Source organism: Shewanella sp. 1180_01, assembly GCF_052850535.1.
Genome location: NZ_VXCT01000004.1, coordinates 85,402 through 101,273 on the forward strand (window position 1 = coordinate 85,402; position 15,872 = coordinate 101,273).

At 48.4% G+C, this 15,872-nt stretch carries 12 protein-coding genes and 1 pseudogene; 9 read left to right on the forward strand and 4 right to left on the reverse strand.

Annotated elements, in window-relative coordinates; translation table 11 throughout:
- Window positions 1-85 precede the first annotated feature (85 nt).
- From thiC to FW758_RS04345, 9 genes and pseudogenes are all read left to right on the forward strand, one after another.
- The gene (gene thiC / locus FW758_RS04305) at window positions 86-2,212 is read left to right on the forward strand and encodes a phosphomethylpyrimidine synthase ThiC (protein WP_446444727.1); all 2,127 of its coding nucleotides are present in this window, start codon (window positions 86-88) and stop codon (window positions 2,210-2,212) included.
- Between the two features lie 2 nt (window positions 2,213-2,214).
- The gene (locus FW758_RS04310; protein ID WP_446444728.1) at window positions 2,215-4,167 is read left to right on the forward strand and encodes a bifunctional hydroxymethylpyrimidine kinase/phosphomethylpyrimidine kinase; all 1,953 of its coding nucleotides are present in this window, start codon (window positions 2,215-2,217) and stop codon (window positions 4,165-4,167) included.
- Window positions 4,160-5,071 carry a HesA/MoeB/ThiF family protein gene (locus tag FW758_RS04315; protein WP_446444729.1) on the forward strand — a complete coding sequence of 304 codons (912 nt, stop codon included), beginning with the start codon at window positions 4,160-4,162 and terminating at the stop codon, window positions 5,069-5,071. Before FW758_RS04310 ends, FW758_RS04315 begins: the two co-directional genes overlap by 8 nt.
- A 16-nt stretch (window positions 5,072-5,087) precedes the next feature.
- Window positions 5,088-5,291 (forward strand): sulfur carrier protein ThiS, encoded by a 204-nt coding sequence (gene thiS / locus FW758_RS04320; protein WP_006081758.1) that lies wholly within the window; start codon window positions 5,088-5,090, stop codon window positions 5,289-5,291.
- Window position 5,292: 1 nt separating this feature from the next.
- The gene (locus FW758_RS04325) at window positions 5,293-6,057 is read left to right on the forward strand and encodes a thiazole synthase (RefSeq protein WP_006081757.1); all 765 of its coding nucleotides are present in this window, start codon (window positions 5,293-5,295) and stop codon (window positions 6,055-6,057) included.
- Entirely contained in the window at window positions 6,054-7,169 is a 1,116-nt protein-coding gene (thiH, locus tag FW758_RS04330) for a 2-iminoacetate synthase ThiH (RefSeq protein ID WP_259589841.1), read from the forward strand. Before FW758_RS04325 ends, thiH begins: the two co-directional genes overlap by 4 nt.
- A 102-nt stretch (window positions 7,170-7,271) precedes the next feature.
- Window positions 7,272-7,535: a chemotaxis protein gene (locus tag FW758_RS04335; protein ID WP_446444730.1), complete on the forward strand. Its 264-nt coding sequence runs from the start codon at window positions 7,272-7,274 to the stop codon at window positions 7,533-7,535.
- A gap of 5 nt (window positions 7,536-7,540) precedes the next feature.
- Window positions 7,541-9,742 carry a putative metalloprotease CJM1_0395 family protein gene (locus FW758_RS04340; RefSeq protein WP_446444731.1) on the forward strand — a complete coding sequence of 734 codons (2,202 nt, stop codon included), beginning with the start codon at window positions 7,541-7,543 and terminating at the stop codon, window positions 9,740-9,742.
- Between the two features lie 98 nt (window positions 9,743-9,840).
- Window positions 9,841-10,045, forward strand: a pseudogene (locus tag FW758_RS04345) (hypothetical protein).
- A gap of 396 nt (window positions 10,046-10,441) precedes the next feature.
- On the opposite strand, the gene FW758_RS04350 reads toward FW758_RS04345, so the two are convergent.
- The 4 genes from FW758_RS04350 to FW758_RS04365 form a co-directional block, all read right to left on the reverse strand.
- Window positions 10,442-11,350, reverse strand: a complete 909-nt coding sequence (locus FW758_RS04350) for a LysR family transcriptional regulator (protein WP_446444732.1) — start codon at window positions 11,348-11,350, stop codon at window positions 10,442-10,444.
- A 142-nt stretch (window positions 11,351-11,492) separates the two neighbouring features.
- The gene (locus FW758_RS04355; protein WP_446444733.1) at window positions 11,493-13,436 is read right to left on the reverse strand and encodes a M3 family metallopeptidase; all 1,944 of its coding nucleotides are present in this window, start codon (window positions 13,434-13,436) and stop codon (window positions 11,493-11,495) included.
- A complete protein-coding gene (locus FW758_RS04360; RefSeq protein WP_446444734.1) occupies window positions 13,411-14,355 on the reverse strand; it encodes an alpha-L-glutamate ligase-like protein in 945 nt (314 codons plus the stop codon). Before FW758_RS04360 ends, FW758_RS04355 begins: the two co-directional genes overlap by 26 nt.
- Before the next feature lie 2 nt (window positions 14,356-14,357).
- Window positions 14,358-15,860, reverse strand: coding sequence for an inactive transglutaminase family protein (locus FW758_RS04365; RefSeq protein WP_446444735.1), 1,503 nt, complete (start codon window positions 15,858-15,860; stop codon window positions 14,358-14,360).
- Window positions 15,861-15,872: the final 12 nt, after the last annotated feature.

Here is a 15,872-nt window from a genome sequence, read left to right on the forward strand (position 1 = left end):
GGCCACAAAAATTGATTGCCATGCCCAGCTATCAACAACTCAATTCTCCAGACAAGCAACTCCATTTTTTAACGTGAGATTGCTTATGTCCAGTTCAAACCAAAACCCAGCTGTAGCTGCCAATGCAATAGAAATCCCAGCGCCAGAATCCATAATCACTAATAAATCAACAGCCCCTAATAAATCGACAGTGCCTAATAAATCGGCTGAGTCTAGTCAATCAATTGTGCCTAAGGCGCCGAGTCGCCGCGAAACCCGCGCGCAGGCCCAAGCCTTTATCGATACGTTAGCGCCGCTGCAACATCCTAATTCACAAAAGATTTACCTCGAAGGTTCAAGTGCCGATATTCGCGTTGGCATGCGACACATTCTGCAGACTGACACGCTTGTCGGCGGTACAGATGATGCGCCAATCATGGAAAAAAATCCGCCAATCCGCGTGTATGATTGCGCTGGACCTTATTCCGATCCTGAGGCCGACATCAATGTGCGTCTAGGCCTTGGTAAATTAAGACAAAACTGGATCCTAGCCCGCAACGATACAGAGCAATTACCCTGCGCGACCTCAGACTTTACCCAACAAAGACTCGCCGATGATGGTTTAGACCATCTGCGTTTTGAGGCGGGCTCGAGTGCAATTGTCCGTCCACGCAGAGCGCTGCAGGGGAAACGAGTCAGCCAATTACACTATGCCCGTCAAGGGATTATCACTCCCGAAATGGAATATGTGGCGATCCGCGAGAACATGGCACTTGCCGAAGTACAGGATGAAATCCTCAATCGTAAAGCCAAGGGCGAAGCTTTTGGTGCCTTAGTCGGCGAACCGATTACCGCCGAATTTGTCCGCGCTGAAGTCGCCCGTGGCCGCGCGATTATTCCGCTGAATATTAACCATCCCGAAGCCGAACCTATGATCATCGGGCGTAACTTTCTGGTGAAAGTGAACGCCAATATCGGTAACTCTGCGGTGACGTCTTCCATCGAGGAAGAAGTGGAAAAGCTCGTCTGGTCAACCCGTTGGGGCGCGGATACTGTCATGGATTTATCCACGGGGCGTTATATCCACGAGACCCGCGAGTGGATCATCCGCAACTCGCCAGTGCCCATCGGCACAGTGCCGATTTATCAAGCGCTGGAGAAAGTGAACGGCGTGGCAGAGGATTTAACCTGGGAAGTGTTCCGCGATACCTTGATTGAACAAGCTGAGCAAGGTGTTGATTACTTTACTATTCATGCTGGTGTGCTGCTGCGTTATGTGCCGATGACGGCTAAACGCGTCACTGGGATCGTTTCCCGCGGCGGTTCAATCATGGCCAAATGGTGCCTGAGCCACCATAAGGAAAACTTCCTCTACAGCCATTTTCGTGAGATCTGTGAGCTTTGCGTCGCCTACGATGTATCCCTGTCTTTAGGTGATGGTATGCGTCCAGGCTCAATTGCTGACGCCAATGATGCCGCCCAGTTTGCAGAGCTTGAAACCTTAGGTGAGCTAGTCAAAATCGCATGGGAATACGACGTACAAACCATTATCGAAGGGCCGGGACATATCCCGATGCAACTCATTAAAGAGAACATGGACAAGCAGTTAGCTCACTGCGATGAAGCGCCGTTTTACACGCTTGGCCCGCAAATCACCGATATCGCCCCTGGGTATGATCATTTCACCTCCGGCATAGGCGCGGCCATGATCGCTTGGTACGGCTGCGCCATGTTGTGTTATGTCACGCCAAAAGAACACTTAGGATTACCGAATAAACAAGATGTTAAGCAAGGTTTGATTGCTTATAAGATTGCCGCCCACGCCGCCGATGTGGCGAAAGGTCATCCGAGTGCGCAAATTCGTGATAATGCGCTGGCAAAGGCGCGGTTTGAATTCCGCTGGGAAGATCAATATAACTTAGGACTCGATCCTGAAACCGCACGTGCTTATCACGATGAATCTTTACCGCAGGAATCCGCTAAAGTCGCGCATTTTTGCTCTATGTGCGGCCCTAAATTTTGTTCGATGAAAATCACCCAAGATGTGCGCGCCTATGCCGCTGGCTTAGAGGCGGAGCAAGTTGAAGCTGCTGACCAAGCCATGCAAGTCACAGTCAAGACGCCGCAGGAGTTGGAAGCGGCAATGGCGCTAAAATCGGCAGAGTTTGCTGCTTCGGGCGCCGAGATCTATCACGTGAAAGACAAGCTTGTCGTCGAAGCTGAGGAAGCCTAATTATGTTGGGTATTCATGAGGATAATGCGCCCATGAATACCGAGCGTCCCGCGTTTGTTTGGACCATAGCTGGTTCAGACAGTGGCGGCGGTGCCGGTATTCAGGCGGACTTAGCGACAATTCAAGATTTGGGCTGTCACGGTTGCAGCGTGATCACCACAGTGACGGCGCAAAGCTCTGTGGCGGTCACTTTAGTCGAGCCCGTATCAGTGGCGATGTTAATGGCTCAGCTGACGACTTTACTTTCCGACTTACCACCCAAAGCAATTAAAATCGGCTTACTGGCAGATCAAACTCAAGTGGCATTGCTGGCAGATTGGATCGCGAGTTTTAAAATCCACTATCCATCTGTGCCTGTGATTGTCGATCCTGTGATGGTCGCCAGTTGTGGCGATGCATTAGCAGTAGATAACTGTCAGGATATAAAAAGTGCGGCCAAATCAGCCTTAGATTTTAGGCCTTTCAAAGGTTTAATCGAACTTATCACGCCCAATGTGCTTGAACTTGGGCGATTAACTCACAGTGATGTTTCAACGAAAGCGCAATTCGCTGCTGCTGCACTGGCTTTATCCCAGAGTCTTGATTGCAGTGTGCTCGCCAAAGGGGGCGATGTAAGCTTTGGCAGCACTGACATTCTTGAAAATACTCATGCTAAAACTCACGATAATACTTATGCTCAAACTCAGGCAAACGTTCATGTTATCGCTCTTGATAGCAACGGCTGGGACCTTGAGCTTGCCGAGGATTATCTAGTTTGTCGTCAAGTGCGCGCGAGCTCTAAACTGCATCAAAATGGGCGTTTCTGGTTAGCCAGCCAGCGGGTTAATACCCGCCATAATCATGGTAGCGGCTGCACTTTGTCATCAGCCATTGCCGCCGTGTTAGCGCAAGGTTTTGTATTGCAAGATGCGGTGGTGGTTGCCAAAGCCTATGTGAGTCAAGGCTTAAGCGCGGCGATTGGTTTAGGGCAAGGTCCAGGGCCGTTGGCCCGTACGGGTTGGCCTAATGATGTGTCCCGCTATGCCAAGATAAATCTGTGTGATAGCAATTTTATTAGTCATCAACTCAACCAACACCTTGATGTTGGTAATGATTTAGTTGCAACAGTTTTATCCGCAACAGATCAGGCAACCGCTCAGGTAAGAATAGCCTCGACGCAACCTCAAAATATTTTATCCCACGGTTTTAAAGTGCTCGATGCCGAGCTTGGTGTTTATCCCGTTGTGAGTGACTTAACCATGCTGGAAAGTTTATTAGCGGCAGGCGTTAAAACTGTGCAGTTACGGATAAAAACCGACATCAGCGAGTTAACTAGTTCAGCGCCAGTCGAATTTGATTTAGATGAGTCTGCGCTAGGTAGATGTGAGTCAGGCAAATCTAAGTCAGGCGAACCTGAGTTAATTGGCTCCGAATTAGAAGCACAAATTCAAACAGCCATTGCCTTAGGCAAGCATTTTAATGCACAGCTTTTTATTAATGATCACTGGCAGTTAGCGATAAAATACCATGCCTTCGGGGTACATTTAGGCCAAGAAGATCTCGCCGTTACTGACTTAGCGGCCATTCAAGCCGCGGGGCTCGCGCTAGGCATATCGAGCCACAGTTATTTCGAGTTGCTATTGGCGCACCAATACTCGCCATCCTACATAGCGCTTGGGCATATATTCCCTACCACAACCAAGCAAATGCCTTCGGCGCCTCAAGGGCTTGCAAAACTTAAACACTATGTGGCGTTACTCCAAGACCATTATCCCTTGGTCGCCATTGGCGGTATTGATTTAGATAATCTGGCAAAGGTGAAAGCCTCGGGAGTGAGCAATATTGCTGTGGTGCGCGCAATAACGAAAGCTAAGGATCCGTTAGCCGCCTTTGCAGAGTTGAGCCAAGCTTGGGAGCAATGTAGCTTGTCTGAAGAACTGGCTGTAAAGCATGAGTTGGATGCAAAGCATGAGTAAAAACCAACCGCTTGCTCACGCAGAGGTTCTTTGCGGTCATATACACAGCGACAATGAACACTGCGGCCATACGCTCAGCGATGCCGATTTTATGCGTTATTCTCGGCAAGTCTTATTGCCTGAAGTCGGAGAGGCCGGGCAATTACAACTGGCCGACGCCGGTGTCGCTATTATCGGTCTTGGCGGCTTAGGGCAATTGGCGGCGCAGTATCTGGCTTGTGCAGGTATTGGTCGCTTGACCTTAATCGATAGGGATAAGGTTGAAGTATCAAATCTGCCAAGACAATTGTTATTCAACGATGCCGATATTGGACTCAATAAGGCGCGAGTTGCCAAGCAAAAGCTCAATGGCATAGCACCGCATTGCACTGTTACTGCCTATGAAACAGCATTTAATCCTGCGACATCGGCTCATCATTTGGCGGATATTTTACAAATAAAACAACAAGGTAAAAGAGTACTTGTACTTGACTGCACCGATAACTTTGCGACTCGCCAAGCCATTAATCGCAGCTGTATCGAAGCGGCTTTACCTTTAGTCAGCGCGTCAATCGCGGCATTTAGCGGCCAATTGTTCGCGGTCGACCAAATGCAGTTCCCCTCTGGTGGTTGTTATCACTGTATTTTCCCCGCGCAGACGAGAGTGTCGCAGAGCTGTAGTACCCAAGGCGTACTCGGGCCGAGCGTGGGCGTGATGGCGTCAATGCAATCTTTGATGGCCATGCAACTCTTGCTGAGTATGGATAGTTGTGATGAACCTAAAAGTGCCTTGTTTGGGCGTTTTTGGCGCTTCGACGCTAAATCACTTTCATGGACAGCGGCGACATTAACGCGGGATCCCCATTGTGACGTATGTGGTCCAAAAGAGGTTTGTTCATCATCCGATAAGCCCAGCAAAATATAAAGTATGGAGGTTTGATATGATTTTAATTCACATAAATAATGTCCCGCAGCCATTAACGGAACCGACTTCACTCGCGGCTGTGATCCTCGCGCAAGATATAGCCCTCGATTCGGTCGCTATCGTGTTGAATGCAGAGGTGGTTCCGCGTAATCGCTGGCAATCGATTCTCTGCCAACATGAAGATAAATTAGAACTTTTTTCAGCTGTAGCGGGAGGCTAGTATGTTAACGATTGCCGATGTGGAGTTTGAATCACGGTTATTTACCGGAACGGGAAAATTCAGCAATAGCCAAGTGATGCTTGAGGCGATAACGGCTTCAAAATCGCAGTTAGTGACAGTTGCGATGAAAAGAATTGATTTTAAAATGGGGCTTGATGATTTACTCACGCCGTTACGCCAAGCGGGTGTCCGGCTATTGCCTAACACTTCGGGGGCGAGAAACGCCAAGGAAGCGGTGTTTGCGGCTGAGCTTGCCCGTGAAATGCTGGGAACTCATTGGATTAAGCTCGAAATCCACCCGGATCCTAAGTACCTAATGCCCGATGCGATAGAAACCTTAGAGGCGGCTAGAATCCTCTGTGAGAAAGGCTTTATCGTGATGCCCTACGTGCATGCCGATCCTGTGCTCTGTCGCCGCTTGGAAGAGGTAGGCTGCGCTGCGGTTATGCCACTGGCGAGTCCGATTGGCAGTAATCAAGGTTTAGTCACTGAAAGCTTTTTAAAAATCATCATAGAGCAGGCGCGGGTGCCTGTGGTGATCGATGCCGGCATTGGCGCACCTTCGCAGGCTGCGCGGGCAATGGAGCTGGGCGCCGATGCGGTGCTCGTGAACACCGCCATCGCTAGCAGTGCGTCGCCGATAGTGATGGCCGAGTGCTTTAAAGAGGCGGTGCAATGCGGTAGACGGGCCTTTGAAGCTGGGCTTGGCCGAGTACAAACGGGCGCGGTACATACCAGTCCTCTGACGGGATTTTTAAACCAATGAGTTTTGTAGCGGAATTTGCCAAGATCCCACGGGATAAACTGTTACTCGATTTGTATTCTTGCACTGCCCAGGATGTTGAGCGGGCGTTAGTGAGTCCAGCAGGGGATTTACGTAGCTTACTGGCCTTGTTATCACCTGCGGCTGAACCTTATATAGAAACCATGGCACAACGTTCAGCGGCGCTTACGCGGCAGCGATTTGGCGCGAATCTGGGTATGTATTTACCGCTATACGTCTCGAATCTGTGCGCTAATGATTGTGATTACTGTGGCTTTAGCATGAGTAACAAACTCAAACGCAAGACCTTGAATGAGCTGGAGTTGATGGCCGAAATGGCCATTATCAAAGATAGGGGCTTCGATTCTGTTTTACTGGTGTCGGGTGAGCATGAAACTAAGGTCGGCATCGATTATTTCAAGCAAATGTTGCCGCTGGTAAAGCAGCAATTTAGCCATTTGGCGATGGAGGTCCAGCCCATGAGTGAGGACCATTATCGCCAGTTAGTCGCGCTAGGTTTAGATGCTGTGATGATTTATCAGGAGACCTATCAGCCCGAAACTTATGCTCGTCACCATTCTCGAGGTAAAAAAATGGATTTTGCCTATCGTTTAGCAACACCTGACAGAGTTGCGGCGGCGGGCGTTGATAAAATTGGTCTTGGGGTATTACTCGGGCTGGATGATTGGCGTTTAGATGCGTTAATGATGGGATATCATCTCGACTATTTAGAGCGACGCTATTGGCGCACCCGCTTTAGTATTTCGCTACCAAGGTTACGACCTTGTACTGGCGGGATCACCCCAAAAGTCATGCTATCGGATCTAGGTTTAGTGCAAATGATTTGTGCATTTAGACTTTTTAATCAACAGCTTGACATCAGCATGTCGACAAGGGAAAGCCCTGAGCTGAGGGATAATCTTTTGCCACTTGGGATCACTCAAATCAGTGCGGGCAGTTCGACACAACCGGGCGGCTATCAAGCGCCTGACAGTCAACTCGATCAATTTGAGATAAGCGATGATCGCAGTGTCGAGCAAGTTATCGAACAGATGCAACGGCAGGGTTTTAATCCCGTATTTAAGGATTGGGAAGCTAATTGGATCACAGGATAAATCTGGCCGTAAATAAATGCTGAGAATGCGGATAAAATCTGTACTTTTTCACGTTACTGGTCAATAATTGACCCATTAATCACAGCGTGCAGGAATACCGTTATGCAAATCCAATCCGCTTATTCATCCGGTCTGCAAGGCTTGCAAAGTGCTCAATCTGGGCTCACTCAAGCAACGATAGATGTGGCTAAACCTACACAGACGCAAAGTGCGACTCCGGCTGAGCCTGCCAGAGATGTTGCCCAGCCCGATAAAACCTCGGCATTACTGGCAGCTAATGAGTCATTAAGACAAGGTGAAGCTTTAACAGAAGTGATTGAAACTGACTCAGAAACGATAGGTTCGATCATTAATATTAAGGTGTAAATATCATGTCTGTTGTGGCGCTATCACCTAAGGTTGGAGCGCCATCCTCTTCATTTTCGGCACATGATAAGACGCTAAGCTCGAATCTAAGCCAGGCTCAAAGCCAGAGCCTAATCCAGAGTCAAGCTAATAGCACTTATCAAGGAGCCAGCGCTCACACTGCAGGCTCCGCAAAATTTGAAGCGAGTGGTGCCTATGAATCACATTTTACTGGAACCTCAACCGCTCCGGTTCAAGCTGCGCCTATTGCTTCATTAGCAACTCACGTTTCCCAATCTCTCCACTCATCACCGAATGTATCTTTTAACGCGAGTTCTTCGGCTGCTAGTTCATTGCCCTCGAGCACTCAAACATTTTCTGTTACGCCTGCCGCTATATCATCAGCGCCTTTATTCAACGGGACAAATACCGCGACACCTATCAGTTCAAATATTGCTGGCATTGATGCTGCAAAAGCGCCGCTTGCAATTGCTGATGCTACGCCTGTACTACCAGCGTTTAATGGCGCAAGCCAATCACTAAAGGCCAGTCCTTTTGCTGAATCAAGGCCGCAGGTTACTCTTCCTCAAGTCAATGGGTTAAAAGATCGGGCGAGTTTACATGCCGATGCCAGTTTTAGCTTATTAACTGGGCCAAGATCCATTTCTGGTGTGCGTGGGGGACAAATTGCCGCACCTGTGTCGACTTCGGCATTTTCATCAATCACGAGTACTATAGGAACTAGCCTTGGCGCAAACGCCTTATCTACAACAAGTCCGAGTCTTAGTGTCACGAGCAGTATTCCAGCTAATATTTTTACGCCTCCGAGTTCTTCAATTGGCACGAGTAGCACAGATCTTCCCGCTTTTAATCCATCGAGTACGGGCAGTGTTTCTCCAGTAACGCCTGATTTAGCCGCAGTGTTTGGGCCACAAACTGTTTTTAATGACGCAGCGTTAGTTGACTCCTCCACCTCTAACTCAGCAGGTAATAGCTCTGTAAATAACAGTTCTGGAAATTCTGGAAGTATAAGTAGTAATAGTTCAGCAGCGAGTGCAGGGATTGTTGAGCAGTCAAACTCTGCACAAACAGCAGATCAATCCGCTCGCAATGAAGTTGCTCAACCGACAGTGCTGGAACAATTTACCCAGGTTTTCGGTGACGCTAAGGCTCAAGTTAGTCAGGTAGAAGATCCTGCTATAGCGTCTAACCCCGATGATCGTCAGCAAGTCTTAGCCGATGTCTTTACTAAAAACGATAATCAGCTTGAAAAGCAAGCACAGGAAGAGGCGTCGCAGAATCAACAAGCTGCAGCGGAACAAGCAAAGCAGCAACAATCACAAGCGCAATCACAGGCACAGCAGGCTCAGGAGCAAGCAAAACAAGCCCAAGAAAAAGCGCAGGCGCAACAGCAACAACAGGTTGATTCACTTAAGGCGAGAGATTCTGAGGTTAAAGCCCATGAACATGCTCATGCCACCGTCGGCGGGCAGTACGCTCAGAGTCCGAGTTTTAAGTATGAGAAGGGCGCCGATGGCCAACGTTATGCAACCGATGGTGAAGTGCAGATCGATGTTTCTGCTGTCGGGGGCGATCCACTCGCAACGATAAACAAAATGAAGCAAGTGTACGCGGCGGCAATGGCTCCAGTTGATCCTTCATCTGCGGATATTCGCGTTGCCGCTGAAGCTTTGCAAAAAATGAATGAAGCAAAGGTGAAGCTTGCTGAAGAGCGGCAACAACAGATTGTAGACTTGCAAACAACCCAAACCTTAGTGGGCGCCGATGCGCAGATTAAAGAGCTACCGCCGTTGCAAGAACATACACCCGTAGTTACGGGAAAAGTCGACGAGTCAGGGAATATCGCTCAGCCCCAAAATGCCGTCTCAACACCAGTATCAGATGCAGTCGATAAGCTCATTCAAAGGGTTGAAGCGCAGACGGCTAAAACCGCAGCGACGACTGATACTAGCTCTGGTATTAGTTCGGAAACTCAGTCCAATACCTCGAGTACCAGCGGCTCAGTTAATACCCCAACGACAGTGGAAACCATTGAGCCACCGACTGCAACCTTAGCATTTGGAGAAGCATCAACTGCTGCTGATTTAGCGACCCGTTTTATTCCAAGACCCGATAGTACCGCAAGTCGTTATTATACCGCTGTTGCACAAGCCAGTATTGGACCTTCAGTCCGTGCTGACGTAATACCAATCACATTAAATATCTAATCAGTTCAGAGCCTCACAGGTCTCTCAATCCAAGGCGCATTGACGCAGAAATGGTTATTCCCTTTTAAGTCAATGCAACACGGGAATGGGGTGCCTGTGTGGCTCCCGAAGGGCGGGTTTCAACGCGCTTTATACTGCGTTTAAGACTTTCGACAGAGCACCACTATGCCCTTCAAGTCTTCGCCTTGTCTAAAGCGCCTTGAACTCCCGCTGAATGAACAGATATTTAATACGATTGGTATAACACCGCAAGTTAATATTCAGCCTTCTAATCTCGCCCCTGTAAACGAGCTGCCTACCTAATAATGCGCAATCCGCCACTGTTCTGCCAACTCTTGCAGCAAAAGATACCAACGAGATAAACGAGTCGACCTCAAGCATCAGTGCGAGTGGGAAGCGCAGTACGTCACTGCAGAGTGAGTCAAGTGTTGAAGATAATGCATCGCAAGAAGCAGGATTTATTCAGCCGCAATACTTGGGTCAGCAACCAGCGCGCTATGTTGACTTTAGTGTGTAAGATCAGGCTTAACTATGCCCATTCTGCTGTTCATTATCTTTTTTGATGCTACCTTTCTGTATTTATTCTTTCGCACTAAGCACTAAGCACTAAGCACTAAGCACTAAGCACTAAGCCAGCGTCAGCACTAGGCTCTTAGCGTCTTGCTCACTCAAATTGAGAACCGTTTGGTTATCATGCTATTAATTGTTATTTGTCGGTTCAATTCCATGCTGTTTTAAAATCAAAGAGGCAAGCAGTTTGGATGCAGGTCCTTGTTGATCTCTATTCGGGATCACTAGGCTTAATATGATGCGGCGTTTTTGACTGCCATCAAGATGTAAACGCACTAAATTGCCAGATGCCAATTCCTCTTGGACTAAAAAAGATGGGATCCAACAGAAACCAATACCTTGGTTTAAAATGACTTTTGCCTCGTGGAAGTTAGAAACGGTCCAGCGCTGCTCAGCTTTGAGCCAGCCTATGTCGATATTGGATTGCACGCCGGTATCTTTGATCACTAACTGTAAATACTGTGCCAGTAGCTTATCGTCTTCAATCGAACCTAAGTCAGCGAGTGGGTGACTTGGATGACAGACGAGGTAGAGTTTTTGTTCACATAAAGGTTCGGATAAATACCCTTTAGGCGGCACCCCTGCACAGATAGCAATATCAACTTTGCTCTCCAGAATGAGCTCTTGGGTACCGGTGATCACAGAGTCCAGCATGATGATGCGAGTGCCACGGCTGTGGGGCAGAAACGCATTGAGGGCACACACTAAGCTTTCCATCGGATAGATAATTTCACGGGCAATCGTGAGTGTCGGCTCCCATCCTTGTTCGAGATTACTCGCGAGCTGTTCTAACTCGTTGACAGCTTGGGTGACATGCCGTGAGCGGCGCAGCAGTACTTCGCCTTGCTGGGTGAGATAGGCTTTACGGCCTTTGACTTCGAGTAGTTCAATACCTAATTGATGCTGTAATTTGGCAACCGCATGGTTGAGCGACGATTGACTCTTGTTGAGTTTTTCAGCCGCTTGGGCATAGCCGCCAAAATCGACCACCGCTTGCAAAATACGCCATTGTTCTAAGGTAGATTTAGCTCGAGTCATTATAATATCAAAAAAACGATAGATTGAGGCTTATAGTGGCCACTTCTTACGACTTTTTCAATTAAATATCATAGAGTCAGTCATTCTCACGACATACTGCTAGCTATGTCGCGCTAAGTGATTGAGGTGTTCGAGAGGCGAATCATGACGATTTGCTATGTCTGTGCCCGAGCGAGTCACAAACACAGCTTATGCATTCACTCTTAAAACGCACAAGAACCTGTGGCGTCGAAAAAGAACCTGTGGCGTCGAAAGCTTGATTGTCAGAATTACCAGCATGTTTCGAAGCGGTGCGATTGGAGATCCTTTGGATCAGCGCTGCGCTATCAACGGGTGCACCAATGATGGCATTCAATTGTTCACTTACGTTTAAAGCGTCTTCATTTACGACTAACAAATTGAATAATTGAAGTTTGTCTTGGCAGCCTAATGTTGCTTGATCAATCAGCTGGGCTAACGATGCTTGCCAGAGCGATTGGTAGTATAGCGGCCCTTCGTTGGCGATAGCATTGAAACTATAGGGATAATCCTTGGTTTGCAGCCAGTCTTGACCAAAGCTAGCACTAAACTCTGCACCGATATCCGGATAGATTTGTGAATTTGCGTCTTGATAAAAGTTGACTGCAACCTTAGCGCGAAAGACTTTGAACTGTTTCGAATAAGCTTTAGCCAGTGTTTCACGCTCTTGTAAATAGCTTTGTTCAAATTGCGGAAAGAGTTGATGGCGCAGCACTTCAGCTAACCAGAGACTCGCCACAAAATGGCTATCCTGACTCTGCCCCATGGCATTGTTGAGGTAGAAATGGCTCGCTTTAGCAAGGGAAGTCACTGCTTCTGCGATGGATTCGGTTAACTGTTCAATGTCTTTGTAGTTACTCAGCTGCGGCTTAAGATCCAACGCCTGTTGTCCAAATTGCTGGCCGAGTACACTTTGGCGCAATGTCTGCTGTTGACTACTTTGCTGTGGATTTTGGTTGTAGGCCACATAGATTTCACCCAATAATCTTTGCTGGTGGTAAACCCTGACGATATGCGGCCGATTAGGATCGGTTGGTGTTTTCTCGGCGTTGGCGGTTGCTATGGTCTCAAACTGCAAACCAAACACTTGCAGATAAGTAAAGCTGCGACTCAAGACGTCTGGGGTCAGCCATGTGGGGCCCTTGGCTGATGCTTGTTGTGACAGGGTACGTCCAATATCCCAGGGAGCCACTTGCAAATTTTGGGTTTGGCTATCGAGAAATGCTTTGACCAACTCAGGGGATGATAACTGCTGCGAACTAAGCGCTAATGCGCTGTAATCGGTAAAGCCTGCCGCAGTGGCGGCTTGTTGGCGCTGCTCTGCAATTCGCTGTAATGCCGTTTGATTGGTTTCACTCGCTCTGGCTTGGTATGCCTGCCATACATTTTGGCGACATATGGCGTTTTCCTGTGTCAGTAAGTAGCTGACGATAGTGCCCGAAAAATCGCTTTGCTTTGCACTACTGCGCTTCGGCTCGTCACTTTTATCCTCTTCTTTATGCAGATGATGTTGCTGCTGAGTCGCTTCGGGTTGGCATTGGCTGTCATTGAAGGCAAGACTAAATTGTTGGCTGCCTAACCCTTGGCCTATGCTGGCCTGCGCCGTATGCAGTTTCGCTTTTTCCTCGGCGCTCCAATGCTGTTGTAGCAAGTGTTTAAGTTGTTGGCTCAACAGTATTTGTTCAGCATTACCTTGGGCTAAGGCGTAAGCCAGTTGGCTAAATTCCGCTTGGTTGAGAAGTTGCGACAGGGTATCGGCGAGGTGTAACTGGCATTGCAGTAAACCTTCGCGTTCCACACTCGGTAAGTTAAACCCACGGTAATAGTTGAGCCTGTCGTTGATATTATTAAGCCCAATCGTCTGTTGCTCAAAAATAAGCGCGCGCTGGGCCAAGGTTAATTGCGCCGTCGTTAAGCGCGCGTTGGCGAAGGCTGACGCGAGCTCAATGTTTGGCAAACGCAGACATTGCTCAACCAAAAGGGGAACAGGACTTGGCGCCGCATAGGCGGCATTCGTAGCATAAAGGCTTAAGCCAAGCAGGCTAACCAGTAAAGTGGGTTTTAACATAGGCAACACGTTCTGCAACTGTCATAGAATGAGATGACATGGCTTCAACATGCTTAAGACGAGGCAAAATACCTTTTCCATTTGCAATCTGAATCGCCAGTCCCGGGCGCGCATTGAGTTCAAGTAGTAAAGGGCCTTTGCTTTGGTCTAACACCATGTCAGTGCCGAGATAACCCATTTCACACATTTCATAGGCGCTGGAAGCTGTATGGAGCAAGCTTTCCCAATGGGGCACTATGATGTCGGTGAGTTTTTTACCTGTATCGGGATGAAACTCAATTTGTCTATCAAATTGCACTGCATGTAACCCTTTTCCGGTGGCAATGTCAACGCCTACACCCACAGCGCCTTGATGTAAGTTGGCTTTACCGTCGGATGCCGCAGTTGATAAACGCAGCATGCCCATCACGGGAAATCCCTTAAAAACAATCAAGCGTATATCGGGTACCCCTTCATGGCTGTAGCCTTCAAACACAGGATCGAATTCGATTAGGCCTTCGATAATGGCAACATCGGGTTTACCGCCGAGCGAAAATAACCCACTGAGAATATTGGAGACATGGCGGTTAAGTTCAGAAAGGCTGATCTCGTGGCCACTGGGTTTAAAGTAGCGCCCATTATCGACCTTAGTGATCACAATAATGCCTTTGCCGCCCGAGCCTTTGGCGGGTTTGATGACAAATCCACTTCGGCTTGAGATGCGTTCAGGGATATGCGCTATCTCGTGTTGTTCGCGCACAACTGCAATCAGATCAGGAACCGCAATATCATTTGCTAGTGCCAGCTGTTTAGTGATCAACTTATCATCGACGCGTTTATAAAATTTACGCGGATTGTAACGGCCAATGTAATCGATATTACGTTGGTTCATATTAAGCACGCCATTTTGGCGTAGCTCCCACGGCCAAGCTAACCCCATGTTTATGTTCCCGCCAATGATTTAAAGCGTTTGAGCTCGAGCAGGCGATAACCTGTGTATTGCCCCATAAGTAACACTAAGGCCAAGATCACCAAGTGAATCCCGAGGAAGTTAAACACCCAATGTTGCACCCAGCTTGCGCTCATGGCGAGGTAGGCCAAGGTGGCCACCATCAAACTGCCGCCACCTTGGAGCATGACCTCCCTCGGACCTTCTTCTTCCCACAGAATCGACATGCGTTCTATGGTCCACGCCAGAATAATCATCGGGAAGAAAGTAATGGTTAAGCCTTCACTTAAACCAAACTTGTAGGAAAGCAGTGTAAATACGCCGATGATCCCAATCACCACGATGATCACCGCCGATATCCGTGAGATTAGCAGTAGATTTAAATGGGACAGGTAGGAGCGGATGACGAGTCCGCAGGAAACGATAAGCAAAAAACCAATTAATCCGGTGAGTAAGCTGGTTTGAATAAAGGCCAGTGCGATTAATACTGGCATAAAAGTCCCTGAGGTTTTAATGCCAATCATCACCCGCAAAAATACCACCATCAGCACACCGATGGGGATCAGCAAGATCCCTTTAAAAAGGCTTTGCTCCTCAAGGGGTAATTGGTAGAGGGAGAAATCGAGTGCATTGTTGTTCATCATGTCGATGGATGTCGCAAGGGCGGAACGGGTGTCCTGCAGCATAGCGAAGTTCACCTGCGAGTTAACGCCGCCCATGACATCGAGCACTGAGTGGCCCGCACGCTCCCACAGTAGCAGGTTTTGGGTGCGATCTTGTTTGCCTTTGACTAAATCGAACAGTATCCATTGACCGTCGTGAAAGACTTCAACAAAAGGTGATAAGGACTGTCGACGGCGTTGATCTTCTAAATACAAACCGCTGACCTTGTGCGCAGGAATGCCCTTATTGTGTAGCATGTGTAAAAACAGTTGGGTCGGCGTTTGGCTTGCGAGCAATAGCTCTACATTCTGGCTGCGTTTAGGCTCGGTTATCGATGCCATCAATTGTTGGGCGAAGGAGAGGTTGCTCGCGCTGCGAGCCCAGACATCTGCAATCACTTGCTCAGCGGCGGCTTGTTCAGTCGCGGGCCATGAATAGGCTTCGGGCGCTGTGGGAGTTTGAGTCGCTGGTATCTGCGTACTGCCTGTCGGCACCAGTGTTACTTTGTAATATAGATCCTGTGTGCCTAGGGCTTGGCGTATCGACCAAACCGCGCGGCGATCGTTGTCATTATGATTGATGGTTAAACCGTAACCCGGTGAACTGGCATTTTCGACCAGCACTTGGTAGGCAGGATCTTGCGGTAAAGAGAAAGACACTTTTGCAGGCTCACCCGTACCTTGAAAACTGACTTTGGCCTCCACGGCCCAGCTTTGAACTTGCTTACCAGGCAAAAAGGGCACGTTATGTTCGACGCCACGGTAAATGCTGGCGCCGATGCCGACAATAAAGAGCAATGCCACCAAGATATAGAAAGGGTTGCGTGAGTGCATTATGGATCCTTC

Excerpts from the sequence above, each read along its gene's own strand:
- FW758_RS04360 (WP_446444734.1), bottom strand. The coding sequence starts at position 14,355 with ATGGGGTTAGCTTGGCCGTGGGAGCTACGCCAAAATGGCGTGCTTAAT.
- FW758_RS04325 (WP_006081757.1), top strand. The coding sequence starts at position 5,293 with ATGTTAACGATTGCCGATGTGGAGTTTGAATCACGGTTATTTACCGGA.
- FW758_RS04350 (WP_446444732.1), bottom strand. The coding sequence starts at position 11,350 with ATGACTCGAGCTAAATCTACCTTAGAACAATGGCGTATTTTGCAAGCG.
- thiS (WP_006081758.1), top strand. The coding sequence starts at position 5,088 with ATGATTTTAATTCACATAAATAATGTCCCGCAGCCATTAACGGAACCG.
- thiH (WP_259589841.1), top strand. The coding sequence starts at position 6,054 with ATGAGTTTTGTAGCGGAATTTGCCAAGATCCCACGGGATAAACTGTTA.
- FW758_RS04355 (WP_446444733.1), bottom strand. The coding sequence starts at position 13,436 with ATGTTAAAACCCACTTTACTGGTTAGCCTGCTTGGCTTAAGCCTTTAT.
- FW758_RS04340 (WP_446444731.1), top strand. The coding sequence starts at position 7,541 with ATGTCTGTTGTGGCGCTATCACCTAAGGTTGGAGCGCCATCCTCTTCA.
- FW758_RS04365 (WP_446444735.1), bottom strand. The coding sequence starts at position 15,860 with ATGCACTCACGCAACCCTTTCTATATCTTGGTGGCATTGCTCTTTATT.
- thiC (WP_446444727.1), top strand. The coding sequence starts at position 86 with ATGTCCAGTTCAAACCAAAACCCAGCTGTAGCTGCCAATGCAATAGAA.
- FW758_RS04335 (WP_446444730.1), top strand. The coding sequence starts at position 7,272 with ATGCAAATCCAATCCGCTTATTCATCCGGTCTGCAAGGCTTGCAAAGT.
- FW758_RS04315 (WP_446444729.1), top strand. The coding sequence starts at position 4,160 with ATGAGTAAAAACCAACCGCTTGCTCACGCAGAGGTTCTTTGCGGTCAT.
- FW758_RS04310 (WP_446444728.1), top strand. The coding sequence starts at position 2,215 with ATGTTGGGTATTCATGAGGATAATGCGCCCATGAATACCGAGCGTCCC.